Here is a 25,713-nt window from a genome sequence, read left to right as displayed (position 1 = left end):
CGCTGAATGAGTCTGCGCTGACTTCAGCCGAACCGGAAGCAGCACCTGAGCCTGAACCAACACCAGCGCCAAAACCAGAACCGGAACCAGCACCTGAGCCAGAGCCAGAGCCAGAGCCAGAGCCAGAGCCAGAGCCAGAACCGGAACCAGCACCTGAGCCAGAGCCAGAGCCAGAGCCAGAGCCAGAGCCAGAGCCAGAGCCAGAGCCAAAAAGCTTTTTTGGCAGAATTAAGTCTGGCTTGAGCCGCACACGAGGCCGCCTATCGGGTGGTTTAAGCGAACTCATCATGGGCAAAAAGCAGATCGACGACGAGCTGCTTGAAGATATAGAAACACTACTTCTAACTGCTGACGTTGGTATTGAAGCGACTTCTGAAATTATCAATAAAATTACCGAAAGTGCCGACCGAAAAGAACTGAAGGACGCCGATAGCCTGCACGCTGTACTCAAGGACGAACTAAGCGGGCTGCTTAAAGCTAGCCATTCACCTTTAGAAATAAAGACTGGTGACTCTCCTTTTGTCATTCTTGTTGTGGGTGTCAACGGCGTGGGTAAAACAACCACTATTGGCAAAATGGCCAAGCGTTTCCAGAGCCAGGGACATTCTGTCATGTTAGCAGCAGGCGATACCTTCAGAGCTGCAGCAGTTGAACAGCTACAGGTTTGGGGTGAGCGCAACAATGTGCCTGTTGTTGCCCAACACACCGGCGCCGACAGTGCATCAGTCATATTCGATGCAGTTGAATCGGCTAAGTCTAAAGGGGTTGATATTCTAATCGCCGATACCGCTGGCCGCCTTCAAAACAAAGACAACCTAATGAGCGAGCTTGAAAAAGTTGTCCGAGTTATGCAGAAAGTTGACGATACCGCCCCCCACGAAGTGATGTTGGTTCTCGATGCCGGTACAGGCCAAAACGCACTAAGCCAAGCCCAAGTATTCCAACAAGCAGTTGGTGTAAGTGGTATCAGCTTAACCAAGCTGGACGGTACGGCAAAAGGCGGGATCATTTTCGCTATCGCTAAACAGTTAGGCCTACCGATTCGCTTTATTGGTGTTGGTGAGCAAATAGATGATTTACGCCCCTTTGAGGCGGATGAGTTTGTTGCTGCTTTATTCGACGAACAAGCATAAATCTCTGTCGATAAGATCTCAGCTTAAATCAATAGGCCTACTAAATAATGATACATTTTGAGAATGTCACCAAGCGTTATAGCGACGGCCATGAAGCACTTAATGACGTAAGCTTTTCAATGGCGCGTGGTGAAATGGCATTTTTAACAGGCCATTCCGGCGCAGGTAAAAGTACACTGCTTAAGCTGATTATGTTGATGGAAAGAGCCAGTGAAGGAAAGGTCACTGTGGGTGAGCAAGACCTTATGCGCATCCCAAAGCGGCAAATTCCTTATTACCGGCGTCATGTCGGCGTTGTTTTTCAAAATCATCGCTTGTTATTTGATCGCAGTGTTTACGACAACGTTGCGCTTCCCCTAGAAATTTCGGGAATGAACCCGCGCGATATCGGGCGTCGCGTACGTGCCGCATTAGATAAAGTCGGTTTGCTTTCAAAAGAGAAAATGACACCCATTCAGCTCTCAGGCGGTGAACAACAGCGTATCGGTATTGCCAGAGCCGTTGTCAATAAACCTCCCGTTTTGTTAGCCGATGAACCAACCGGAAACCTCGACCCCGAGCTTTCAGCCGAAATCATGAACTTGTTTAGCGAGTTCAATCAAGTCGGCGTCACGGTACTGATAGCGAGCCACGACTTGGCATTGATTCATCATATGCACTATCGCGTAATCTCGCTTCAGCAAGGAAGTCTGATCGACTCACGTTCTCAATTTGCCGGAGCAGATGACTAATGGCTGAGCTACCCAAATCTTCAGGCGCTCGACCTGCTCCTCCGCCAAGTGCTGCAAACCACTATATAGAACACCATAAAAAGGTGGCTAAGGCGACTCTGCTGTCATTGCTAAAAACACCCATTGCCAGTCTCTTTACCTGTGCAGTGCTCGGCATAGCTCTGGTTCTGCCAGCTTTGTTGACTAGCCTTTTAAGCAATATTGAATCACTAGGTGAAGATTGGGATGGCAGCGCACAAATAACGCTCCTACTTAAAAAGGGCGTGCCGCTTATTGATGGACAAAGGCTTGCTGACGATATTGCAAAAAGAAAGAGTATCACCAGCAGCCAGTTTATCGATAACGATAGCGCGCTGAGCAATTTTAAAGAACGCTTCGAGTTTGCCGATGCAATCGACTACTTAGACAGCAACCCCTTGCCGCATGTCATTATTGTTCGCCCATCAGATGCTCTAAATACGATTGAGCATATTGAGCAGCTCAAAGATGCTCTAATTACTCTTCCTGAAATCGAAAGTGCGATACTCGATGTGGTTTGGGTAAAGCGGCTTCAGTCGATCATTAATATGCTTCAGCAAGCAGTAAGCGTTATCGGAATAATGCTCGCACTGGTTGTTATTCTGGTGCTAGGGAATACCATTCGCCTAGCAATCGAGAACAAAAAAGAAGAAATTATTGTAATTAAACTCGTTGGCGGAACAGATGGTTTCGTTCGTAGGCCCTTTCTATATATGGGTGTATTATTTGGTTTTGGCGCCAGTCTAGTTGCCTGGATACTGCTTATTATCATTACCGCTATTCTTAATGGCCCGGTTGAGGCATTGGCCAGCTCATATCAAAGCACTTTTAGTTTGTCATCACTGAGTTTTGAATCTACACTATTGTTATTCTTAATAGGGACAGGGCTGGGCTGGTTTAGCTCTTGGCTTGCAGTACGCAAACATTTGGATGATATTGAACCAAGTTAATCAAGTAGAAATCCTATATTGCTGAGTCTTAAGTTTTATTAATCTTGTCTCTGCAACAGTAATTTTCAAAGTAGTACTCTTTTTTCTCCCTTTAGAATACTTTATGATTGCTTAATATATGTACAATTTTTCTGTATGGAACTTTTTCTTTGTTCTGCTGTCTAAATTTGAGCAGAGCAAAATATTGAACACTAAAATTCTTACGGAATAAATGTTGGAGGTTTTATTATGGGTACAAGCTTACAGCCCGTAGATATGCTTACCCCGGGCGCAAACCTGGAGTCATACATTCAGGCCGTGAATGGTATCCCTATTCTGAGCGTTGAAGAAGAACGCAAGCTTGCTGATCGTTTACATGATGAACACGATCTTGAAGCTGCACGCCATATGGTTATGTCTCATCTTCGCTTTGTTATTCATATTGCTAAAAGCTATGCCGGCTACGGTTTGGCTCAGGCAGACCTTATTCAGGAAGGTAACGTAGGCTTGATGAAAGCTGTTAAGCGTTTTAACCCTGAGTATGGCGTTCGCCTGGTTTCTTTTGCTGTACATTGGATCAAGGCAGAAATTCACGAGTTCATTCTACGAAACTGGCGCATCGTTAAAATTGCGACGACTAAAGCTCAGCGTAAAATGTTCTTCAATTTGCGCAGCAACAAAAAACGTTTAGCTTGGTTCACTCATAAAGAAGTTCAGGACGTAGCTGAGAACCTCGGTGTAGAACCAAAAGTCGTACGAGAAATGGAAGGTCGCTTAAGTGCTCACGATGCATCTTTCGACATGGGCGCCGATGATGACGAAGATAGCGCATATCAGGCTCCCGCTAATTTCATTGAAGATCATAGCCATAACCCGGCTCGTCGACTGGAAAAGCTGGACAGCACTGAATACGCAAATTCCCGTTTACACGAAGCCTTAAAAACTCTGGATGAACGCAGTTTCGATATTCTATCCAAGCGCTGGTTGACCGAAGATAAAAAGACTTTGCATGAACTCGCTGATGAGTACGGCGTTTCTGCAGAACGTATTCGACAACTAGAAAAAAATGCAATGAAGAAGGTTAAAGCCCTAATCGAAGATTAAGGTTTGGCTCGATATATAAACCGCCTACTTGGGCGGTTTTTTCGTTTTAGGAGAAAAGATGAAGATCGCATTTCTTGGGATCGGCCTGATGGGCTACCCAATGACACAAAAGTTACTGGATGCCGGTTTCGAATTATTGCTATGGAATAGAACTGCCGAGAAGATGGCAGATTTCGCCGATAAAGCCGAACTTTGTGCAAGCGCCGCCGAGGCGATTAGCCAAGCAGAAATTATTATCAGCATGTTGGAAAATGGCGATATTGTCGATCAGGTTATCTATCAGTCACAAGCTTATCAAAGCGCGAAGCCGAATAGCTTATTTATCGACATGAGCTCAATTCCGCCTTCTACCGCTCGCAAGCACGCCCAGTTAGCAAAGCAGCATCAGTGTCACTATCTGGATGCGCCAGTTTCCGGCGGTACAGCAGGTGCTCAGGCGGCCACCTTATCTGTTATGGCGGGTGGTGATAAGCAGCAATTCGAACGAGCACAAGAGCTCTTCCAGGCATTTGGGAAGTCTACTTACATTGGTGATACCGGAAGTGGCCAGCTATGCAAACTGGCCAATCAAGCGATTGTCGGCATCACAATTGGCGCCGTATCAGAAGCACTGTTATTAGCCTCCGAAGGTGGTGCGGACCCTGAAGCCGTACGAGAAGCCCTAAGTGGAGGCTTTGCTGCCAGCCGTATTCTCGAATTACATGGACAAAGAATGCTAGAGCGAAACTTTGAGCCAGGCGCGACCTCTCGTGTCCAGCTTAAAGACCTGAAAACTATACTTGATGAAGCGCGAAACGAAGGTCTGACACTGCCCCTATCTCAGCGTACTTATGAGTCTTATCTATCTCTGGTTGCTAATGGCAATGAAAATGTCGACCATAGCGGCCTACTGCTTGAGCTAGAACATATGAACCAGACTCAACTGAAATCTACTAGTTAAGTGTTTTAGCAAACTCATCGCAAGGATATAAGCATGCCCAAGTTCGCCGCCAATCTCACTATGCTATTTACCGAACTTCCTTTTATGAGTCGCTTTGAGGCTGCCTCAAAAGCCGGTTTTAAGTACGTTGAGTACTTATTTCCCTATCAATGGCCCGCTAAAGAACTTGCCGAGGCACTCGATGCTAACGGGCTAGAACAAGTGCTATTCAATCTCCCGCCTGGTAATTGGGATGCAGGAGAGAGAGGTATCGCCGGCTTACCCGGACGTGAGGATGAATTCAAACAAGGGCTCGAAACAGCGCTGGAATATGCGCAAACACTTGGGGTTAAGCAGATTAATTGCTTATCAGGTTTAAAACAGCCTGACTGTAGTGACGAGCAACACTGGCAAAAACTTGTTGCTAACGTCAAATATGCTGCCCAAGCGCTTGCCAGAAAAAATATAACACTGATGGTTGAAGCAATTAACAGTAAAGTTGATATGCCTGGGTTCATAATTGATACATTAGACAAAGCTCTGCAGCTACTCGAGGACGTCAATGAAGAAAATGTAAAGATCCAGTTTGATATCTATCATATGCAAATCATGCATGGCGATATTATCCGTAAGATAGGATCTGCCCAAGCCCAGATCGGCCATATCCAGTTTGCCGATAACCCCGGCCGACACGAGCCAGGTACCGGCGAGCTTAACTTCTCGCAGATCTTCAAAGCACTTGATAGGCTTAATTACTCAGGCTATATCAGCGCCGAATATATACCATCATCTACCACTGACGCCTCACTCTCATGGCTTTCCCAAAGCAATAAGTAAGCGGGTTACGAACATTTAACTGGTTATATAAATCCACTAAGTTTATATATTTATATTCACTGCAAAAGGCAGATAGCGCTTTAACGCAAGGTATAGATTTAGACAATGAACTGGTGGGGAAAATTAATCGGTGGAGCCTTGGGCTTCGCATTTGGCGGTGGCCCCTTAGGCGCTTTGTTAGGCGCGGCTATTGGTCATAGCTTCGATAAAGGTATGGCCAATATCGAAAACTTTTCTGGTGGCAATCAGGAAGAAATACAAGCGGCTTTTTTTGCTGCCACATTTTCGATAATGGGGCGTTTGGCAAAATCAGACGGCCATGTATCTCAAGTCGAAATTCAAGTTGCTCAAGACACCATGAGCAAGATGCAGTTGACGGACGAGCAACGTAAAGCAGCAATCAATTTATTCAATCAAGGCAAGCAAGAAGATTTTGATTATATCGCTGCCATGGATGACTTAAAGCGAGTCTGCGGCCGTCGTACCAATCTCCTTAGAATGTTTATGGAGATACAGCTAACCACCGCGCTTGCCGACGGAGAATTACACCCAAATGAACACCAGCTGCTTCTTGAAGTAGCCGAACACCTTGGTTTCCAGAAACGAAATTTTGAACAACTACTGGCAATGATGACAGCTCAGCACCGGTTTACCGGCTTTGAGCACGATACGTCAGGCCATGTTAGCGAAGAACAAATGATCAGTGCTGCCTATGAAACTCTAGGCGTACAGAGCAATTGCAGTGATGCTGAACTAAAGAAAGCCTATCGTAGACTGATTAGTCAACATCACCCGGATAAACTTGTTTCGAAAGGCTTGCCAGAAGAAATGATGAAAATAGCCACCGAAAAAACTCGGGAAATAAAAGACGCTTATGAGCGAATTAAGAAATTCAGAGCCCAAGCAAGCAGAGGTTAAGATGCGCGTACTCGTAATTGAAGATGATAAAGATGTAGCGGCTTATTTAGTCAATGGCCTCAAGGAAAACGATAACGTTGTAGATCATTCTGCCGACGGTAAAGAAGGTTTATTAATGGCAGCCAGTGAAAGCTATGATGTTATGATTATCGACCGCATGTTGCCTGGAATGGATGGTCTATCCATTATTAAAACGATCCGCGCAACCGGTAACCAAACACCTGTACTGATCCTTAGTGCACTAGGCGACGTAGATGATCGTGTTGAAGGTTTACGCGGTGGTGGTGACGATTATCTGACCAAGCCTTTCTCCTACACTGAGTTACTTGCTCGCCTGGAAGTATTAGTCAGACGCGGGGCAACCAGTGGCTCCGAGAAAGTGACTCACCTGCAAGTTGCCGACCTTGAAATGGATTTGCTAGCCCGCTCTGTCAAACGCGGTAGCGAAAAGATCGACCTACAACCTCGCGAATTTCGCTTGCTAGAGTACCTGATGAAACATGCAGGCCAAGTGGTGACTCGTACTATGCTATTGGAGCAGGTTTGGGATTATCATTTTGATCCACAAACCAATGTGATCGACGTCCATATCAGCCGCTTACGATCAAAGATCGATAAGGACTTCCCGAAACAACTACTACAAACAGTTCGAGGCGCGGGATACATTCTTAGTGAAGATTCTTAGTCTTCTTCGGACCTCTACCTTTCAATTGGCGATCATGTACATGGTACTGTTCGCCACATCTGTCTTTATCCTGATGGGTTTTATCTATTGGGCTACTGCCGGCTACATGTCGAGCCAAACCGACGAAACTATTGAGGCTGAAATTATAGGCCTTGCTGAGCAATACCAAAGGCAAGGGCTCAACGGTTTAATCAGCGTTATCCGGGAGCGTGTCGCGCGAGACCCAAATGGCAAGGCTATTTACTTATTTACCGCCAGAGACTTTATTAAGCTCGCCGGTAATATAAGTAAGTGGCCTGAAGATGGAGAAGTACAGGAGGGCTGGCTAAACTTCACCCTTGGCGAGAATCTAGGGTGGCCAGGTGAAGAATCCCGGCCTGCTCGTGCCCGTGTATTCATCGTGCCTGGTGGACTAAGGCTGCTTGTTGGCCGCGATGTAAATGAATTTATGGCCGTTAAGCAACTCGTCGAACGTGCGATAAACTTTGGCATGGGAATTACCTTCGCTCTGGCGATGCTTGGCGGCATTATGATGAGCCGTAGTACAGCAAAAAGGGTTGAGCTAATTAACCAAACCAGCCAGCGGATTATGCAAGGGAATCTTTCTATTCGTATCCCGGACCGTGGCACCAATGACGATTTTGACCAACTCGCACGTAATCTAAATGAAATGCTCGACCGAATCGTTCAATTAATGGAAGGCATTCGTCATATTTCAGACAATATTGCTCACGACCTGCGAACCCCTCTGACTCGTCTAAGAAACCAGTTAGAAAATACACTGATCAGTGTAGAGCGCGACCAAGACAGACAACAGGTCGCCAATGCAGTCGCGGAAGCTGACCAACTACTCGCTACCTTCAATGCCCTATTACGTATTGCTCGCCTTGAGGTGGGTAGTAAGTCTTCAAATTTCCAACCTTTCAATCTAAGTGAACTGGTACAAGATGCTGCCGAGCTATATGAAGCACTTGCCGAAGATAAGAACCAGAAACTTGCGATTTCGATAGAAGAAAACGTTAACCTGAACGGTGATCGAGACCTTCTGTTTCAGACCTTGTGTAACCTGATCGATAACGCAATAAAATACACGCCGGAGAGTGGCTGTATAGATGTATCACTCCACAGCACTCAGAAAGATATATATCTATCAGTTGCTGACTCAGGAATTGGAATTCCAGAAGAGGAAAGGGAGAAAGTATTCCAACGCTTTTATCGCGTTGCCAAGAGCAGGTCTTTGCCAGGTAATGGTTTAGGTTTAAGCCTGGTACTCGCTGTGATGGATATCCACCACAGTAAAGTTATCTTAAATGATAATGACCCAGGCCTAAAAGTGGAGCTGGTTTTCCCACGAAGTACTAAGCTTCTATCAGGCAGTAAAGATAAAGAACTTAATTAGAACTGCGCTCTAACACGATCAATCGTATATTTAGCCGGAAATACAGCCAGGTTCTTAGCACTAATAAAAAGCTTCTCAGTGTTATCTACAATGCTTTCAACTTTTGCTTTGCTAACATCTACTTTTGCGTTAAGGCTATCCATTTCACCTTCCAAACGCTTTTGTCCAAACATCAAAAAAGCAATCAAATTATGACGGTTAATCTGGTTTTCAACACCCATAGCATCTAGGTTATAACCTAATGCATCAATTTGTGATAAAGCACTTTCAGCAAGTTCATTCAATTTTTTCTGTGCTTTCATTGTCTTCTCCAATATGCTTTTATTAAATATACCTTCTGAAAAGCAGGACCTTACTACACCTACTCTTCTAGTTCTTGGCGCTAAGGGTACTTAGATAGTTTAGGTACTTCAACCTAGTTTTATACGACAAAAGATGTGAATACTAAATGGGACGTTACAGACCACCGCAAAAGCCTGGATCAAAATACATTACACCTGAAGGCGAAAAGAAGCTAAAGGATGAGCTAAATTATTTATGGAAAACAAAGCGTCCTCAAGTCACCCAAGCAGTTTCTGAAGCTGCTGCACAAGGTGACCGTTCTGAAAATGCCGAGTATATTTATGGAAAAAAGCAGCTTAGGGAAATAGATAGTCGTGTTCGCTTCCTTAGAAAGCGCCTTGATGACATGGTAGTGGTTGACCGTAAGCCTGACGATTTAACAAGGGTATTTTTCGGTGCCTGGGTCACCCTCGAAAATGACGAAGGAGAAGAGTCTCGTTTTCGCTTAGTCGGCCCAGATGAATTTGACCTTTCAATTGGTTATTTGAGCATCGACTCACCACTGGGGCGCTTGTTACTTAAAAAGCAAATAGATGACGAAGTTGAACTCAATACACCTGATGGCGTGGTCAGCTATGTAGTCGTCAATATCGATTACCTTGATAATGATCACTAGTACCTAGACAGCTTTTGTAAAAACGATAATATATCTGCTTAGATCAAGGAGAGAGCCATGCCTAAAAAATATTTTCATTTTATGCTTTTATGTTTCCTTATACCTTCAATCAGCCTCTCTGAATCACCAGATGAGGATTGGGATGAAGACGAGGATCTTGAATACTTTTTCTCAACCAGGCAAAAATCAACGCTTGAGGATTTTCCACTTCAAGAAATTGGTGGTGAAGAGCTCTCTAATGCTGCGATTGCCGGCGCACTAAAAGCCGATACCTCAAGCGGTCAAAATGCTAAACCTATTTACCTTCAAGAAAAAGAAGACAGTGATAAACAGAAGGCTGGTGATGCACTTAAGGAAGATGAATTGCTTAAAGCAGGTGAAGACTTGCAACTAAATCAGTTTCAAATACCCACAGCTGAATTTCAGCAGCCTATTTATTCCCAGCCTACTGGGCGTACCTATTCCGCGCATAGTACAAACACGATTTCCCGTCCTTAGGCTAATCGAAGATTAAATTTCTAATGAGAATTAGAAATATGGAAAGATCGCGCGTTTATTTCATTCAAAAGGAAAGTTGTTAACAACTTTATTCCATCGTTAACTACTTTTCCCTATGAATAGCGGCTGTAAATACGGCTAGCTCATCACTCAACTGTTACTGATTTTGCTAAATTACGTGGCTGATCCACATCGGTACCTTTAATCAACGCAACATGATAACTAAGCAACTGCAAAGGCACAGTATATAAAATCGGCGCGACGATCTTTTCACAATGTGGTACGTCTAGTACTTTCATGGTGTCATCACTTTTGAAGTGTGCGTTTCGATCAGCAAAAACATACATCAAACCACCTCTTGCACGTACTTCTTCAACGTTAGAATGCAGTTTTTCTAGAAGCTCATTGTTCGGTGCAACAACAATGACTGGCATGTCTGCATCGATAAGAGCCAATGGGCCATGCTTTAATTCGCCTGCGGCATAAGCTTCAGCGTGAATATACGAAATCTCTTTAAGCTTCAGTGCACCTTCCATCGCAACCGGGTATTGATCACCACGACCCAGGAATAAACTGTGGTGCTTGTCAGCAAAGTCTTCCGCCAATTCGGCTATTTGCTTATCCATATCCAAGCTTTGTTCGATGATTGAAGGAAGTGCCTGTAAGGCCTCAACGATCGAAGCTTCCGTTTCGGCTGGCATATTTTTGTTCTTTCCAATAGCGACGACAAGCTGCAGTAAGCCAACTAATTGAACGGTAAATGCCTTGGTGGATGCTACGCCGATCTCAGCGCCCGCATTCATCATATAGTTTAAGTCTGACTCACGAACTAGTGAAGAACCAGGCACGTTACAAATGGTCAAACTAGCTTTATATCCGATTTCTTTGGCCAGTCTTAGTGCTGCCAGGGTATCGGCTGTTTCACCTGACTGCGAGATTGTAACCAATAGTGCATTAGCCGGAACAACCGACTTTCTATATCTAAATTCAGATGCAATTTCGATATTACACGACACACCAGCAATTTCTTCAAACCAATAACGTGCGACCATGCCGGCGTGGTAGCTCGTACCACAGGCAATAATTTGAACGTGATCAATGCCTTTTAGAATCTCTGCTGTATTTTCACCAAAGGCCGTGTCAAGAACCTGGCCGTTTGCAATTCTACCCTCTAAGGTGTTCTTAATAGCAATCGGCTGTTCATAGATTTCTTTTAGCATGTAGTGCTTATATGGCCCTTTGTCGCCAGCATCATGCGAGACATCAGACTCATTGATATCTCTTGATACTTCACTACCTACAGCATCATAGATGGTCACGTCTTGGCGTGTCAGTACGGCGATATCGCCTTCTTCTAGGAAGGAGAAACGGTTCGTTACTGGTAATAATGCTAATTGATCTGATGCCAGGAAGTTTTCTCCTATGCCATATCCTATCACTAATGGGCTACCAGAACGCGCTGCAATTAGCTGGTCTGGATCACTGGTATCCATAACAACCGTTCCGTAAGCACCTTCTAATTGCTTCACAGTTGATCTGAATGCTGATAATAGTGAGTCATGTGTTTTTAGTTCATGATGAACTAGATGAGCAATCACCTCGGTATCTGTATCCGAAGCAAATTCATAACCCACGGCACTTAGCTTCTCACGCAGAGTATGATGGTTTTCAATGATCCCGTTGTGAACAACTACAATTTCGGAACCTGATACATGAGGGTGGGCATTACGTTCGCTAGGTTCACCATGAGTTGCCCAACGTGTGTGTGCAATACCGGTTCCACCTTTGCAAGGGTTTGCCTTTAGTGCGTCTGCCAATTCTTGAACTTTGCCTATACGTCTCAAGCGATTAAATTCGCCTGCTTCAGACAATAAAGCCAACCCTGCTGAATCATATCCTCTATATTCTAAACGCTTCAAACCTTCGAGAAGAATTTCAGCTACATCCCTTTGAGCCACAGCTCCAACTATTCCGCACATACCTTTTGTTCCTGTTTTCCAAATCTTATTCGATTACTTTACTAGTCGAAATCTTTAACTTACTTTTTGCTGGGTCTGTCCCAACCATCGATATTTCTTTGCTTTGACCTGGCTACAGCTAGTTGTTCTTCTTCTATATCTTTATTGACAGTAGACCCCGCGCCAATAGTTGCACGCTTACCAACTTTCACCGGCGCAACTAATGATGTATTGGAGCCAACAAACACATCATCTGCAATTTCTGTTTGAAACTTGTTAACGCCATCATAGTTACAGGTAATTGTACCTGCACCCACGTTAACATTTTTGCCTAAGGTTGCGTCACCAACATAGCTAAGATGGTTAATCTTACTACCTTCACCAACGGTCGTCTTCTTGGTCTCAACAAAGTTACCGACTTTCGCTTTAGTATTTAAACTCGTTCCGGGTCTCAGTCTTGCAAACGGGCCCACATTACAGGCGCTTGCCACAAAGCTATCTTCGATAATTGAATTAGCATGTATCGTGGTACCAGCACCGATTGTTGAATTTTTGATAATGCAGTTTGGTGCAATGCTGACATCCTCACCAAGTACGACATGCCCTTCGAAAATACAATTAAGATCGATAGTGACATCTTGGCCGCATTCTAATTCACCGCGCACGTCTAAACGATTTGGATCATAGATGGTGACACCTTGAAGCATTAGCTGTTCCGATATCATGCTTTGGTGCCAGCACTCTAATTCACATAGTTGCAGGCGATTATTCACGCCTTGAACTTCCTGCTCAAAACTTGGCTGATGGCTTTCAACTCGCAAGCCATTTGCTACGGCGATCTCGATAATATCAGTTAAGTAGTACTCGCCTTGTGCATTGCTGTTACCAAGTGTCGGAATAAACTTATGCAACACTGAAGCCTGTAGAGCAAGTATTCCGGTATTAACTTCCGGAATCATTAATTCTTCTTCTGAAGCATCTTTTTGTTCTACGATGGCTTCAATATCGCCATCTGCGTTCCGAACGATTCGACCATAGCCCGTTGGGTTTTCAAGGTCGACTGTCAATAAGCCAAGCTGCTTCTCATTAACTAAAGCCGTTAATTGAGACAATGTTGCCTGACTGGTTAAGGGCACGTCTCCGTATAGTATTAGTACTTGCGCGTCTTCTGGAATGTGGTCGATTGCTTGTGCTACCGCATGGCCCGTACCTAGCTGCTCAGCTTGTAAGCACCAGTTTACATCTTCTTTAATTGTGTCTTTTACCTGATCAGCACCGTGACCGATAACAATATGTATACCTTCAGCATCTAACTTATTCGCTGTATCCAACACATGCTGTAGCATTGGCTTTCCCGCTACAGGGTGCAAAACTTTTGGTAATTTAGACTTCATTCGAGAACCTTGCCCAGCTGCAAGGATAACCACATGTAAACTCATAATCGTTTTTCCTAAACTTTTTCTACTACAATCGTTTGATTATAGACACTCCATATGACATAAAAGAAAAAAGGCAGCTAAATAGCTGCCTTTTTTCTTTATTTTACGAATTACTGCTCATTAATGCTTATTTCTCATTCGCTGAATCACGCGTAGTCGCGCTGATGCTTCAGCTAGTTGAGATGCTGCTCGAGAGTAATCAAAATCGCCGCTCTGATTCGCCAGCTCTCTTTCTGCTTCTTTCTTAGCTTCCAGAGCTGCTGCTTCATCAACGTCGTGAGCTCGCTCTGCACTATCTGCTAGCACAGTTACTAAGCTTGGTTGAACTTCCATGTATCCGCCGGATACGTAGAAAACTTCCTCTTCGCCGCCTTGTTTGATAACGCGAACAGGACCAGGATTCAACTTCGTCATTAGTGGAGCATGGCCTGGAGCAATACCCAAGTCACCCATTTCGCCAGCTGCAACAACTAGCTCAACAAGACCCGAATAAATTTGCTCTTCAGCACTTACGATATCGCAATGCACGCTAATACCCATAATTTCTACCTTCATCAGGGAAGCACTTTAAATATCTTAAAGTGCTTCTACTAAAGGATGATTACATGTTTTTCGCTTTTTCGACTGCTTCGTCGATAGAGCCAACCATGTAAAACGCCTGCTCAGGAAGATCATCGTACTCACCGCCCAAGATACCTTGGAAGCCACGGATAGTGTCTTTCAAAGATACATACTTACCCGGTGCACCCGTAAATACTTCGGCAACGTGGAAAGGCTGTGACAAGAAACGTTCGATCTTACGAGCACGTGCAACTGTCTGCTTATCTTCTTCAGACAATTCGTCCATACCAAGAATCGCAATGATGTCTTTCAATTCAGCATAACGCTGAAGTACTGTCTGTACACCACGTGCAATTTCATAGTGCTCAGCACCAATCACCAAAGGATCTAGCTGACGAGAAGTAGAGTCTAGTGGATCGATCGCTGGGTAAATACCCTTAGAAGCGATGTCACGACTCAATACAACTGTTGCATCCAAGTGAGAGAAGGTTGTTGCTGGAGATGGGTCAGTCAAGTCATCCGCAGGTACATATACTGCCTGGATCGATGTGATCGAACCAGTCTTAGTAGATGTAATACGCTCCTGAAGAACACCCATTTCCTCAGCTAGTGTAGGCTGATAACCTACCGCTGAAGGCATACGACCTAGCAGTGCTGATACTTCAGTACCTGCCAGTGTGTAACGGTAGATATTATCAACGAACAATAGTACGTCTTTACCCTCGTCACGGAACTTCTCAGCCATTGTCAAACCAGTCAAGGCAACACGTAGCCTGTTTCCTGGTGGCTCGTTCATCTGACCGTATACCATCGCTACCTTAGAGTCTGTTGGAGTCTCTAGGTTTACAACGCCAGCTTCCTGCATTTCGTGATAGAAATCGTTACCCTCACGAGTACGCTCACCAACACCTGCGAATACTGAAAGACCAGAGTGCTTCAGTGCGATGTTGTTGATCAATTCCATCATGTTTACAGTTTTACCAACGCCCGCACCACCGAATAGACCAACTTTACCACCCTTAGCGAATGGACAAACCAAGTCGATTACTTTGATACCGGTTTCTAGCAATTCAGCCGATGCTGCTTGCTCTGCGTAAGTAGGTGCTTTACGGTGAATAGGCATACGCTCTTGCTCACCGATGTCACCACGCTCGTCGATTGGGCGTCCTAGAACGTCCATGATACGACCCAAAGTTTCTGGACCAACAGGTACAGAAATTGGTGCGCCAGTGTTATCTACATTCAGCCCACGCTTTAGACCTTCAGTACTACCCATTGCGATAGTACGTACGATACCATCACCTAGTTGCTGCTGTACTTCAAGTGTTGTATCAACACCATCAACCTGCAACGCATCATATACATTTGGAACTGATTCGCGCGCGAATTCAACGTCGATTACAGCTCCAATAATTTGTACGATATTTCCGCTACTCATGTCCGGATCCTCGTTAACTTTTAATCTTTAAATACACAAAATTTGCCAGGAACTACTTATACCGCAGCTGCACCACTAACGATCTCAGAAATTTCCTGAGTAATCGCTGCTTGACGCGCTTTGTTATAAACCAACTGCAATTCCTTGATAATGTCGCCCGCGTTGTCTGTTGCAGATTTCATTGCGATCATTCGAGCTGCCTGCTCACATGCTACATTTTCAACAACCGCTTGATAAACTTGCGATTCAACGTAACGCGTTAACAAGCCATCTAGTAAGTCTTTCGCTTCAGGCTCGTAAATATAATCCCAATGATGCTGCATTTCACTTTCTTCAGCAGCTTCTAACGGTAACAATTGTACTACTTCAGGGCTCTGCGTCATGGTGTTTACAAACTCGTTGTATACCACGTAAAGGCGGTCGATCTTGCCTTCTTCGTAAGCATCCAACATCACCTTTACAGAACCGATCAGCTCATGTGCTGCAGGTGCGTCACCAAGGTGACTTAATGCAGCAACGACATTACCGCCGTAGCTTTTAAAGAAGCTAATTGCTTTTTGTCCAACCGCGCAAAGATCGACTTCTACTGCGTTATCCGCGTAGTTTTTCATATCTTTAGCAACTTTCTTGAACAAGTTGACGTTCAAACCGCCACACAAACCTCGGTCTGTAGAAACGATGATATAGCCAACACGCTTAACTTCGCGCTCTTGCAAATATAAGTGCTTATATTCTGTGTTCGCATTTGCCAAGTGACTGACAATCGAACGAATTTTTTCTGAGTAGGGCTTACCCAAACTCATACGATCTTGAGCTTTACGCATCTTACTCGCGGCAACCATTTCCATTGCGCTTGTAATTTTCTGCGTGCTTTTTACGCTCGAAATCTGATTTCGTATCTCTTTACCAACGGCCATTTTATATCGCCTTTAAAGTCTTGTTCACTTTGAGGTATAAATGACAGTCGAGTACTGCAGTATTCATAGATCTCCAGTACTCAACAATCGGCTTACCAAGTTTGCGTCGACTTAAATTGCTCAAGAGCTGATTTAATGCCGTCAGCGATATCATTGTTGTAATCGCCTTTTTCGTTAATCTTATCGAGTAATGCTGAATGTTCAGCACTCATGTAAGACAACATTGCATCTTCAAAATCAACAACTTTGTTTACTGGCACATCATCCAAGAAGCCTTCATTAGCGGCATAAAGAACGATACCCATTTCAGCAACGCTTTGTGGGCTGTACTGCTTTTGCTTCATAAGCTCTGTCACACGCTGACCGTGCTCTAGCTGCTTACGTGTTGCATCATCAAGGTCTGATGCGAACTGAGCAAATGCTGCCAATTCACGATACTGAGCCAAAGCCAAACGTACGCTACCACCTAACTTCTTGATGATCTTAGTCTGAGCTGCACCACCAACTCGTGATACCGAAATACCTGCGTTCATTGCAGGACGAATACCAGAGTTAAATAGGTTGGTCTCAAGGAAGATCTGACCATCTGTAATCGAAATTACGTTAGTTGGTACGAATGCAGATACGTCACCACCTTGTGTTTCGATGATCGGTAGAGCTGTCAATGAACCAGTTTGGCCCTTAACTTCACCATTGGTGAACTGCTCAACGTAATCAGCGTTTACACGTGATGCACGCTCTAGTAGACGTGAGTGCAAGTAGAATACGTCACCTGGATATGCTTCACGACCTGGTGGACGACGTAGTAGCAATGAAATCTGACGGTATGCCCAAGCTTGCTTGGTCAAATCATCAAATACGATCAATGCGTCTTCACCGCGGTCACGGAAGTATTCACCCATTGTTGTACCGCCGTATGGCGCTAAGAACAACATTGCTGCTGGATCAGCTGCACCTGCCGCAACAATGATCGTGTGATCCATTGCGTCATGCTCTTCAAGTTTACGTACAACCGCAGCGATAGAAGATTGCTTCTGACCAACTGCTACATAGATACACTTAACACCTGTGTTCTTCTGGTTAATGATTGCATCGATAGCGATTGCAGTCTTACCAGTCTGACGGTCACCGATGATCAACTCACGCTGGCCACGGCCGATAGGTACCATTGAGTCAATCGCTTTCAAACCAGTTTGTACTGGCTCATCAACTGATTGACGTGCGATTACACCTGGTGCAACTTTTTCTAAAGGTGCAGTTAGCGTAGTCTCGATAGGACCTTTACCATCAATTGGGTTACCTAGTGCATCAACAACACGGCCAAGCATTGCTTCACCGATTGGTACTTCTAGGATACGACCCGTACATTTTGCTTTCTGACCTTCGGCAAGACCTTTAGGGTCACCTAGGACAACGACACCTACAGAATCACGCTCTAGGTTAAGCGCCATACCGTATACGCCGGTTTCAAACTCTACCATCTCACCATACATTACGTCGGCAAGACCGTGAATTAGAACGATACCGTCAGATACACTGACGATAGTGCCCTCATTTTGGGCTTCAGAAGAAACATCGAGAGTTTCGATGCGCTTCTTAATAATTTCGCTGATCTCAGCTGGGTTTAGCTGTTGCATGCGTTAAATCCTCAAATCTGAATCTGCTACCTAAGCACTAACCGCTTCGGCCAATTTTGCAATTTTGCCACGGACAGAAGCATCGATGACTAGATCGTTGGTGCGGATAATTACGCCACCAATCAACGACTCATTTACAGTCGATGTAACAACGACTTTACGATCTAGTTTCTTACTTAGTACTTGTGCAAGCTTATCTTGTTGTTCACCGCCCAGTTCAAAAGCACTCTCCACATCGACGTCTACTGACATCTCTAGCTGTGCTTTGAAACCTTCAAACAATTGAGCAATCTCTGAAAGTAACTCTAATCGGTCATTTTCAGCCAACACAACGATAAAGTTTTTACCTTCATCATTTAACTTATCACCACATGATTCGATGAAAAGCTGTGCTTTTTGCTCACTTGTCAATGCTGGGTGGTCTAGAACAACACTCATGTTCTCGTCCATAGCTACTGCAGAAGAATAAGCAAGCATGTCTGACCAAACTGTCAAAGCTTCCTTATCCTTCGCGGCCTGAAAAGCGGCTTTAGCGTAGGGTCGGGCAATCGTAATTGATTCTGCCATCATCCACTCTCAAAACTTAAATTTCTGAGGCAAGCTGATCGAGTAACTCACCATGTTTGCTTGCATCGATTGAAGATCCAAGAATCTTTTCTGCGCCCGCAATTGCGATTGCAGATACTTCAGCGCGAAGCTCTTCTTTCACGCGATTCTTTTCTTGCTCAATTTCAGCTTTAGCAGCAGTGATTAATCTGTCACCTTCTTGACGAGCAGTTTCTTTCGCTTCGTCAACAATTTGATTTGATCGTTTGTTCGCTTGCTCGATTAGTTCAGCTGCTTGTGCTTTCGCTTCTTTTAGCTCTTCAACTGCTTTTTTCTGTGCAAGTTCAAGATCTTTAGACGCTCTGTCAGCCGCTGCTAAACCGTCGGATATTTTCTTTTCGCGTTCTGTCATTGCACCAATGATTGGTGGCCAAACATACTTCATGCAAAATAGCACAAAGCCTGCGAAGAAAATCATTTGTCCAATAAGTGTGTAATTGATATTCACACTAATTACCTCACTTTCGTTGTTAGTTTACGTTTTTAGCTAACTAAAGACGTGTCTATTAAGCACCAACGCCTGGAGCAACAACGAAAATCAAGTACATAGCGATACCAACACCGATAATTGGCACAGCATCGATCAAACCAGCTAGTAAGAACATCTTACCTTGTAGCATTGGACCAAGTTCTGGCTGACGCGCAGTACCTTCCAATAGACGTCCACCAAGTAGACCCATACCAACTGCCGCACCAAGTGCACCAAGACCAAGCATAATTGCAGCTGCAATAATTACTAGTTCCATTTTTTTCTCCTGCTTTAAGTTAAAAAGTTAAGTTAGTTAAAAGAAAAGTTTAAAAATTTAGATTAATGATCTTCGTGAGCCATACTCAGGTACACGACGGTCAAAACCATAAAAATAAATGCTTGTAGCGTAATAACCAAGATATGGAATATCGCCCAACCGATCTGCAAGAAACCACCGAACAGACCAAACAGCAAACCAGCGCTGTACATGACGGCAATCAAAATGAAGATCATTTCACCGGCGTACATGTTCCCGAATAGTCGCAAGCCCAATGAAAACGGCTTAGCTAATAGACCGACTAATTCCATAAATAGGTTCACAGGGATAAACGCCCAGTGATTGAAAGGGTGCATGGTAAGCTCTTTAGTAAAGCCACCAATACCTTTAATCTTGATAGAGTAGTAAAGCATTAGGATGAATACACCTAAAGCCATACCTAGTGTGATGTTAGGGTCTGTTGATGGAACAATCTTCTGATAACCAACGCCCACAAATGTAAGCAACCATGGCACTAGATCAACCGGGATCAAGTCCATTAGGTTCATGAAGAATACCCAAACAAAGATTGTTAATGCCAAAGGAGCAATAAGTGGGTTACGTCCATGGAACATATCTTTAACGTTACCATCAACGAAATCGACAATCATTTCGATAAAGTTTTGGAAGCGACCAGGTACACCGCTAGTTACCGATTTGGCAACGGAACGGAAGATCATGCAGAAAATAACACCTAAGCCAAATGACCAAAGTAAACTATCTACATGAAATGCATTGAAACCCATTGCAGCAGCTTCTTCGCCACCGTGAGCCATTGTCCAAGTTGCTTCTTGTAGCGTTGTGCCATCATAACGAACAGTACCAGCAGGAAGCTGGCCGAAAGTTAGGTTACTTAAGTGATGCTGAATATATTCAGTGGTTGTTAGACTATCGCCTGCCATAGTTAAGGGCCTACATTATAGAGTTAAAAATTCTAAATTATGCTTTGTGTGAGTTCGGCTTACTTACTAAGAGAGCCGAGAAACAGTTCATCACTAAAACACTGATAAAGGTGGAGTAAAGTGCTAAGTAATCCAGAGGCTCTACAAACTTGAATATAAGTCCGAAGCTCAGTGCAATGATTACTAATTTGGTGCTCTCACCTTTATAAAAATTTATAACTATTTTTTGGATTGACCGAGCGCCACTGTACAAAAACGCTTTAACACCAAAATATAGTTGTGGGATAACAAATATAACCCCACCCAATAGCGAAGAGTATGCCGCAACGCTTCCGCTAACTAAATAGTACCCTGCGCAAATGACACTCGTAAGAGCCATCTGAGCAATAAAAATCTTGTAAATCGGCGGCTTATTTATGTCAGCCTTTTTTCTACTGTTCATTAATCTTGCCTACTACATTGCTACCTTTTGATGTCACTGCGCTGTAGTTAGCAGATATCTTCCTTAATTACCTTCGACTTAAGATACAGCCATTAAGTTGCTGTTCTTTTAAGACATTTTGTTATCGTTAGCTCTTGTTTTTATTTTTCTTTAGTCTTATCGAGTCGCGGCGCTTAACATTCATTCTCGCCAATTTTCTTCTTCGGCCTAATCAGGCCTCTCGAAGCGTGGCAGATTATAGGGGTTATAATCTGTGCATTCAACCGCTCTAGGGATGAATATTCACTTAAGTTACAAAAAAGAATCGATTATTTTTCGATCAAGTTAGATTTCACTTGATATGAGTCAAAATTCCATCTAACTCATCAAGAGAATTATATTTAATCACTAGCTTACCTTTGCCTGTATTTGAATGCTGAACACTCACTTCTGCACCTACTTTTTCAGATAGATCTTCTTGTAAGCGTGATATATCGGCATCGGGTTTTGGCTTAGCTGCTTTATTTGTAGGCTTGTCTTCTATTAGGCGACGGACGAGTGCTTCGGTCTGTCGTACTGAAAGCGACTTCAACTCAACCTGACGAGCCACAATTATCTGTCGCTCGGTATCTAACGATAACATCGCTCTGCCATGGCCCATCTCCAAGTCGCCATGCTCTAGCATCAACTTTACTTCATCTGTTAGGTTGATCAGGCGAAGCAAGTTAGTCACGGTTGACCTCGATTTACCAACGGCTTCAGCTACTTCGCTTTGGGTAAGTTCAAACTCATCTTGCAAACGCTGTAAAGCGGTGGCTTCTTCCATTGCATTAAGGTTTTCACGCTGAATATTCTCGATAAGCGCCATTGCAACAGCCGCATCATCTTCAACATCACGAATAATTGCGGGGACTTTATCGAGCTGAGCGATTTGTGCTGCCCGCCAACGCCTTTCGCCCGCAATAATTTCATAGGAGTCTTCGCCACGAGAACGAACCACTATCGGCTGCATAATACCTTGCTGTCGAATTGACTCGGCGAGCTCTTCGAGTGCATCAGGATCCATGTCACGACGAGGCTGATATTTACCTCGTTTTAGAAACTCAACTGGAAGTTGCTTAAGGTCTCCATCGTTTTCAACTTCTTTTTTAAAGTCGACATTTGAGCCCTTGAGTAAAGCGCTTAAACCTTTTTCCCCTAAACCTCGTTTCTTTGCCACGTATTTTCCTACTCACTTAGTAACGCTTGATGATGACCTTTAAAAGTCATGAGCTTAATTATTGTTTTATGCTTCAGCCAAGTCGGCTTTTTTTGCTGCTGCTTTGTTCTTTCTGACGATTTCACCGGCCAATGCCAAATATGCAATCGCACCTTTTGAAGCTTTGTCATAATGTAATGCTGACATACCGTGACTGGGTGCTTCCGCTAGTCTTACATTTCTTGGAATTGCGACTTTATATAGCTGTTCACCGAAATATTCCTGAAGTTCATCAGATACATCTCTGGTTAAACTATTCCTTGGGTCATACATAGTACGAAGTATGCCGGAAATTTCTAACTTCGGATTGATGGTTTCTCTAATCTGCTCAACCGTATTCATTAATGCGGCCAAGCCTTCTAGCGCATAATATTCGCATTGCATTGGAATGATAACGCCGTCCGACGCTGATAAGGCATTAACGGTTAGCATATTTAGAGAAGGAGGACAGTCGATCAAGACGAATTCATAATCATCACGAATAGATTTTAAGGCTTGCTTCAGTCTATGTTCACGGCCAATCTCATTAAGGAGCTCGACTTCCGCTGCAGTCAGATCGCCATTGGAAGGAATAACATCGTATTTACCAACGACTGAACGCGTAATGACCTCTTGAACATCGGCCTTTTTGGTCAGTACATCATAGGCCGTATATTCAATTTCATTCTTGCTGATCCCGCTACCCATAGTTGCGTTTCCCTGCGGATCAAGATCAATAAGGAGAATTCTGCGTTTGGTCGCAGCCAGCGATGCAGCAAGATTTACAGTGGTGGTCGTTTTTCCAACCCCCCCCTTCTGGTTAGTAATCGCATAGATTTTCGCTGGCACTGTGTAACCCTCACTTATAGACGCTTTCAATAGCAATATGCTTATTACGCTGAAGTTTTCTCTATGATAATTAAATGCCTGTCCTCTTCACAAGCGGGAACACATAACTTAATTGCGTTTTTAACATGATAATCTATTGGCAGTGCATTAATCTCATCTTTTGGATGCAAACCTTTCATTGCTAAAAACTCACCCTTTTCAGTAAGTAAGTGCTTACATAGTTTTACCATATTATCTAGCGCTGTAAATGCGCGTGACATAATTTGGTCAAATTGTTTATCCTGCGCAACACTCTCTACACGTCCATGCACTATTTCGATATTGGCTAGCGAAAGTGTAATCTTACTCTGAGTCAAAAAGCGTGTCTTTTTACCATTGCTGTCGACCAGCAAAAAGCGCTTTTCTGGAAACAAGATGGCCATCGGTATACCGGGTAATCCAGGGCCGGTACCGATATCAGCGATGTCCTGACCTTTTATATAAGGAGCAATGCTAAGCGAGTCGACCAGATGTTTAATCAACATTTCTTCCGGGTCACGAATAGCCGTCAGATTGTAGGCTTTATTCCATTTGATCAATAACTCTAAATAGTCGAGTAAAAGGCCATTCTGCTCTTCATTTAGAGTAATACCTATTTTTTCTGCCGCGTCGCTTAGAATATTACTAAAGTTGGCACGTTGCGATGCATTGATCACGTCTATTCTCTTTTAAGATACGTGAAGTGCCGAAATCAGGCACTTTCATGTTTGATTGATTTAGATAAAGATTTTTTCTTCAGATATATGAGTACCAATGACACAGCAGCCGGTGTAATTCCCGGAATTCTAGATGCCTGGCCAATTGTTTCTGGTTTAACCTCTAATAGTTTTTGCTTAATCTCATTGGATAGACCAGAAATTCCATCATAATTGAAATCGATTGGCAGCTTGGTTAATTCATTCTTTCTTAAACGATCAATCTCATCCTGTTGACGACTGATATAACCATCATACTTGGTTTGTATTTCAATCTGTTCAGCAACAGCATTAGAAATTGTTGGATCACCGTTTATTTCAGCAATACTTTGATAATTGATTTCAGGACGCTTTAGCAAGTCACGAAGGCTGTATTCTCTCGAAATAGGTCGATCAAAATATTTGTCAGCAATCTTCCCACCTTCTGAGCCAGGTTGCACCCAAGTTGTTTTTAGACGCTCTGTTTCTTTCTCGATTGCTTCGCGCTTGCTTGAGAATTGTGACCAGCGCTCATCGCCTACAAAACCTAAATTACGTCCGATCTCAGTTAACCTTAGGTCAGCATTATCTTCGCGTAGTAACAAACGGTATTCAGCACGGCTTGTAAACATACGGTAAGGCTCACTGGTTCCTAGTGTAATCAGATCATCAACCAGTACTCCGATATAAGCTTCATCTCGACGAGGGCACCAAAGCATATCACCACTTGCTTTCAACGAAGCATTCATACCAGCAAGTAAACCTTGGGCACCGGCTTCTTCATAACCAGTTGTGCCGTTAATTTGGCCAGCGAAAAACAAGTTCTCGATAAACTTTGTCTCTAGGCTTTGTTTCAAGTCTTGAGGGTTAAAGAAATCGTACTCAATTGCATAACCAGGCCGCGTAATATGTGCTTTCTCGAAGCCCTTCATTGAACGCACTAAGTCAATTTGCACATCAAAGGGCAAACTAGTTGAAATGCCGTTTGGATATAACTCATGCGTTGTCAGCCCTTCAGGCTCGACGAAAATCTGGTGGGAGTCTTTATCTGCAAAACGATTAATTTTATCTTCAATAGAAGGGCAGTAACGTGGGCCTGTTCCTTCTATGATGCCTGTAAACATGGGTGAACGATCAAAACCTGAGCGAATAATCTCATGCGTACGTTCATTAGTATGGGTTACATAGCAAGAAATCTGTTTTGGATGTTGTTCAACTGTGCCGGTATAAGACATTACCGGTAAAGGTGTATCACCTGGCTGTTCGTCCATTACGCTAAAATCAACTGAACGTGCATCAATTCGGGGCGGTGTACCCGTTTTTAAACGGCCAACACGAAAAGGCATTTCTCTTAAGCGTTTTGCCAATGCTATCGACGGTGGATCTCCCGCACGTCCACCTGAATGGTTTTCTAAACCAATATGAATAACACCGCCTAAAAAGGTTCCAGTTGTCAAAACAACGGTCTTTGAATGGAAGCGAACTCCCATATTGGTGACAACGCCACAAGCCCGGTCATTTTTAACAATCAAGTCATCAGCCGATTGTTGGAAAATATCCAGGTTTTCCTGGTTTTCCAGGGTTTCTCGAATTGCGGCTTTATATAAGATTCTATCTGTTTGTGCGCGTGTAGCTCTTACCGCTGGCCCTTTACGGCTATTCAGCACTCGAAATTGAATACCCGCCAAATCGGTTGCTCGTGCCATAGCACCATCTAGAGCATCGATTTCTTTAACAAGATGACTTTTACCAATACCACCAATTGCTGGATTGCATGACATTTGACCCAGCGTCTCGATATTATGCGTAAGTAGAAGGGTTGATGAGCCGCGACGCGCTGCGGCTAAAGCAGCTTCAGTCCCGGCATGTCCACCACCAATAACAATAACATCGTAATGTTTTGCGAAATCCACCTAGCATCCCCAGTCAAATAAAATAGCCGCGCATTATAAAGATTTGAGTGATAAATAGCAGCCTTTATCGTTTATTTTTTATACAGTTTTGCACTTATGACTCAAATTTTGAGTGTCTTAAAATAAATCTGTGTTCTTAATGTAAATAAATGAACATTCACTCAGTTTTAATGAATTCAAGCACTTATCACACGATTATAAAGAAGTT

27 protein-coding genes are annotated in these 25,713 nt (G+C 43.7%); 11 read left to right on the top strand and 16 right to left on the bottom strand.

The window, feature by feature from the left end; genetic code table 11:
- The 9 genes from ftsY to A3763_RS21710 all read left to right on the top strand — a co-directional run.
- Positions 1–1,133: signal recognition particle-docking protein FtsY (gene ftsY / locus A3763_RS21750; RefSeq protein ID WP_156495245.1), on the top strand; the 1,133-nt coding region annotated here is incomplete at its 5' end.
- A gap of 47 nt (positions 1,134–1,180) precedes the next feature.
- Positions 1,181–1,864: a cell division ATP-binding protein FtsE gene (gene ftsE, locus A3763_RS21745; RefSeq protein ID WP_068506585.1), complete on the top strand. Its 684-nt coding sequence runs from the start codon at positions 1,181–1,183 to the stop codon at positions 1,862–1,864.
- Complete coding sequence (gene ftsX / locus A3763_RS21740; protein ID WP_068506583.1) at positions 1,864–2,832, top strand: permease-like cell division protein FtsX; 969 nt, start codon at positions 1,864–1,866, stop codon at positions 2,830–2,832. The genes ftsE and ftsX overlap by 1 nt, the downstream gene beginning before the upstream one ends.
- Positions 2,833–3,060: 228 nt before the next feature.
- Positions 3,061–3,915 (top strand): RNA polymerase sigma factor RpoH, encoded by an 855-nt coding sequence (gene rpoH / locus A3763_RS21735; RefSeq protein WP_068506581.1) that lies wholly within the window; start codon positions 3,061–3,063, stop codon positions 3,913–3,915.
- Positions 3,916–3,973: 58 nt separating this feature from the next.
- Entirely contained in the window at positions 3,974–4,855 is an 882-nt protein-coding gene (locus A3763_RS21730; RefSeq protein ID WP_068506579.1) for an NAD(P)-dependent oxidoreductase, read from the top strand.
- Positions 4,856–4,888: 33 nt separating this feature from the next.
- Positions 4,889–5,671 (top strand): hydroxypyruvate isomerase, encoded by a 783-nt coding sequence (gene hyi / locus A3763_RS21725; RefSeq protein ID WP_068506576.1) that lies wholly within the window; start codon positions 4,889–4,891, stop codon positions 5,669–5,671.
- A 105-nt stretch (positions 5,672–5,776) separates the two neighbouring features.
- Positions 5,777–6,589, top strand: coding sequence for a co-chaperone DjlA (gene djlA, locus A3763_RS21720; protein WP_068554994.1), 813 nt, complete (start codon positions 5,777–5,779; stop codon positions 6,587–6,589).
- Positions 6,546–7,274, top strand: a complete 729-nt coding sequence (locus A3763_RS21715; protein WP_304438941.1) for a response regulator transcription factor — start codon at positions 6,546–6,548, stop codon at positions 7,272–7,274. Before djlA ends, A3763_RS21715 begins: the two co-directional genes overlap by 44 nt.
- Positions 7,261–8,673 carry a HAMP domain-containing sensor histidine kinase gene (locus A3763_RS21710; protein WP_068506566.1) on the top strand — a complete coding sequence of 471 codons (1,413 nt, stop codon included), beginning with the start codon at positions 7,261–7,263 and terminating at the stop codon, positions 8,671–8,673. Before A3763_RS21715 ends, A3763_RS21710 begins: the two co-directional genes overlap by 14 nt.
- On the opposite strand, the gene A3763_RS21705 is transcribed toward A3763_RS21710, so the two are convergent.
- Positions 8,670–8,975, bottom strand: coding sequence for a hypothetical protein (locus A3763_RS21705; RefSeq protein WP_068506565.1), 306 nt, complete (start codon positions 8,973–8,975; stop codon positions 8,670–8,672). The genes A3763_RS21710 and A3763_RS21705 overlap by 4 nt on opposite strands.
- A 146-nt stretch (positions 8,976–9,121) precedes the next feature.
- Between A3763_RS21705 and greB the strand changes: the two genes are divergently transcribed.
- Together greB and A3763_RS21695 are read left to right on the top strand one after the other, a co-directional pair.
- Positions 9,122–9,631, top strand: coding sequence for a transcription elongation factor GreB (greB, locus tag A3763_RS21700; RefSeq protein WP_068506562.1), 510 nt, complete (start codon positions 9,122–9,124; stop codon positions 9,629–9,631).
- Positions 9,632–9,688: 57 nt separating this feature from the next.
- Positions 9,689–10,129 (top strand): hypothetical protein, encoded by a 441-nt coding sequence (locus A3763_RS21695; protein WP_068506560.1) that lies wholly within the window; start codon positions 9,689–9,691, stop codon positions 10,127–10,129.
- 146 nt (positions 10,130–10,275) lie between these two features.
- Here A3763_RS21695 and glmS read toward each other — a convergent pair whose 3' ends face one another.
- From glmS to mnmG, 15 genes are all read right to left on the bottom strand, one after another.
- Entirely contained in the window at positions 10,276–12,108 is a 1,833-nt protein-coding gene (gene glmS / locus A3763_RS21690) for a glutamine--fructose-6-phosphate transaminase (isomerizing) (protein ID WP_068506558.1), read from the bottom strand.
- Between the two features lie 59 nt (positions 12,109–12,167).
- Positions 12,168–13,526, bottom strand: a complete 1,359-nt coding sequence (gene glmU, locus A3763_RS21685) for a bifunctional UDP-N-acetylglucosamine diphosphorylase/glucosamine-1-phosphate N-acetyltransferase GlmU (RefSeq protein WP_068634468.1) — start codon at positions 13,524–13,526, stop codon at positions 12,168–12,170.
- Between the two features lie 120 nt (positions 13,527–13,646).
- A complete protein-coding gene (locus A3763_RS21680) occupies positions 13,647–14,066 on the bottom strand; it encodes a F0F1 ATP synthase subunit epsilon (RefSeq protein ID WP_068507286.1) in 420 nt (139 codons plus the stop codon).
- A gap of 61 nt (positions 14,067–14,127) precedes the next feature.
- Positions 14,128–15,525: a F0F1 ATP synthase subunit beta gene (gene atpD / locus A3763_RS21675; RefSeq protein ID WP_068507288.1), complete on the bottom strand. Its 1,398-nt coding sequence runs from the start codon at positions 15,523–15,525 to the stop codon at positions 14,128–14,130.
- A 56-nt stretch (positions 15,526–15,581) separates the two neighbouring features.
- Positions 15,582–16,442 carry a F0F1 ATP synthase subunit gamma gene (gene atpG, locus A3763_RS21670; protein WP_068507290.1) on the bottom strand — a complete coding sequence of 287 codons (861 nt, stop codon included), beginning with the start codon at positions 16,440–16,442 and terminating at the stop codon, positions 15,582–15,584.
- A 92-nt stretch (positions 16,443–16,534) separates the two neighbouring features.
- Positions 16,535–18,079 (bottom strand): F0F1 ATP synthase subunit alpha, encoded by a 1,545-nt coding sequence (gene atpA, locus A3763_RS21665; RefSeq protein WP_068507291.1) that lies wholly within the window; start codon positions 18,077–18,079, stop codon positions 16,535–16,537.
- Positions 18,080–18,109: 30 nt separating this feature from the next.
- Positions 18,110–18,646: a F0F1 ATP synthase subunit delta gene (locus A3763_RS21660; protein WP_068507297.1), complete on the bottom strand. Its 537-nt coding sequence runs from the start codon at positions 18,644–18,646 to the stop codon at positions 18,110–18,112.
- A gap of 16 nt (positions 18,647–18,662) precedes the next feature.
- Entirely contained in the window at positions 18,663–19,133 is a 471-nt protein-coding gene (locus A3763_RS21655; RefSeq protein WP_068507299.1) for a F0F1 ATP synthase subunit B, read from the bottom strand.
- 58 nt (positions 19,134–19,191) lie between these two features.
- Entirely contained in the window at positions 19,192–19,431 is a 240-nt protein-coding gene (gene atpE, locus A3763_RS21650; protein ID WP_068507301.1) for a F0F1 ATP synthase subunit C, read from the bottom strand.
- 62 nt (positions 19,432–19,493) lie between these two features.
- Positions 19,494–20,372, bottom strand: a complete 879-nt coding sequence (atpB, locus tag A3763_RS21645; protein ID WP_068507303.1) for a F0F1 ATP synthase subunit A — start codon at positions 20,370–20,372, stop codon at positions 19,494–19,496.
- A 37-nt stretch (positions 20,373–20,409) separates the two neighbouring features.
- Entirely contained in the window at positions 20,410–20,814 is a 405-nt protein-coding gene (locus A3763_RS30225) for a F0F1 ATP synthase subunit I (protein WP_068507305.1), read from the bottom strand.
- 331 nt (positions 20,815–21,145) lie between these two features.
- Complete coding sequence (locus tag A3763_RS21635) at positions 21,146–22,012, bottom strand: ParB/RepB/Spo0J family partition protein (RefSeq protein ID WP_068507307.1); 867 nt, start codon at positions 22,010–22,012, stop codon at positions 21,146–21,148.
- Positions 22,013–22,078: 66 nt separating this feature from the next.
- Positions 22,079–22,879, bottom strand: coding sequence for a ParA family protein (locus A3763_RS21630; RefSeq protein ID WP_068507309.1), 801 nt, complete (start codon positions 22,877–22,879; stop codon positions 22,079–22,081).
- Positions 22,880–22,923: 44 nt separating this feature from the next.
- Positions 22,924–23,574: a 16S rRNA (guanine(527)-N(7))-methyltransferase RsmG gene (gene rsmG, locus A3763_RS21625; protein ID WP_156490478.1), complete on the bottom strand. Its 651-nt coding sequence runs from the start codon at positions 23,572–23,574 to the stop codon at positions 22,924–22,926.
- A gap of 35 nt (positions 23,575–23,609) precedes the next feature.
- A complete protein-coding gene (gene mnmG, locus A3763_RS21620) occupies positions 23,610–25,505 on the bottom strand; it encodes a tRNA uridine-5-carboxymethylaminomethyl(34) synthesis enzyme MnmG (protein ID WP_068507310.1) in 1,896 nt (631 codons plus the stop codon).
- Positions 25,506–25,713 lie beyond the last annotated feature (208 nt).

The organism is Oleiphilus sp. HI0128 (assembly GCF_001635365.1).
Note: the sequence above shows the minus strand (reverse complement) of the source record. Positions and strands in the feature narration are given on the sequence as shown.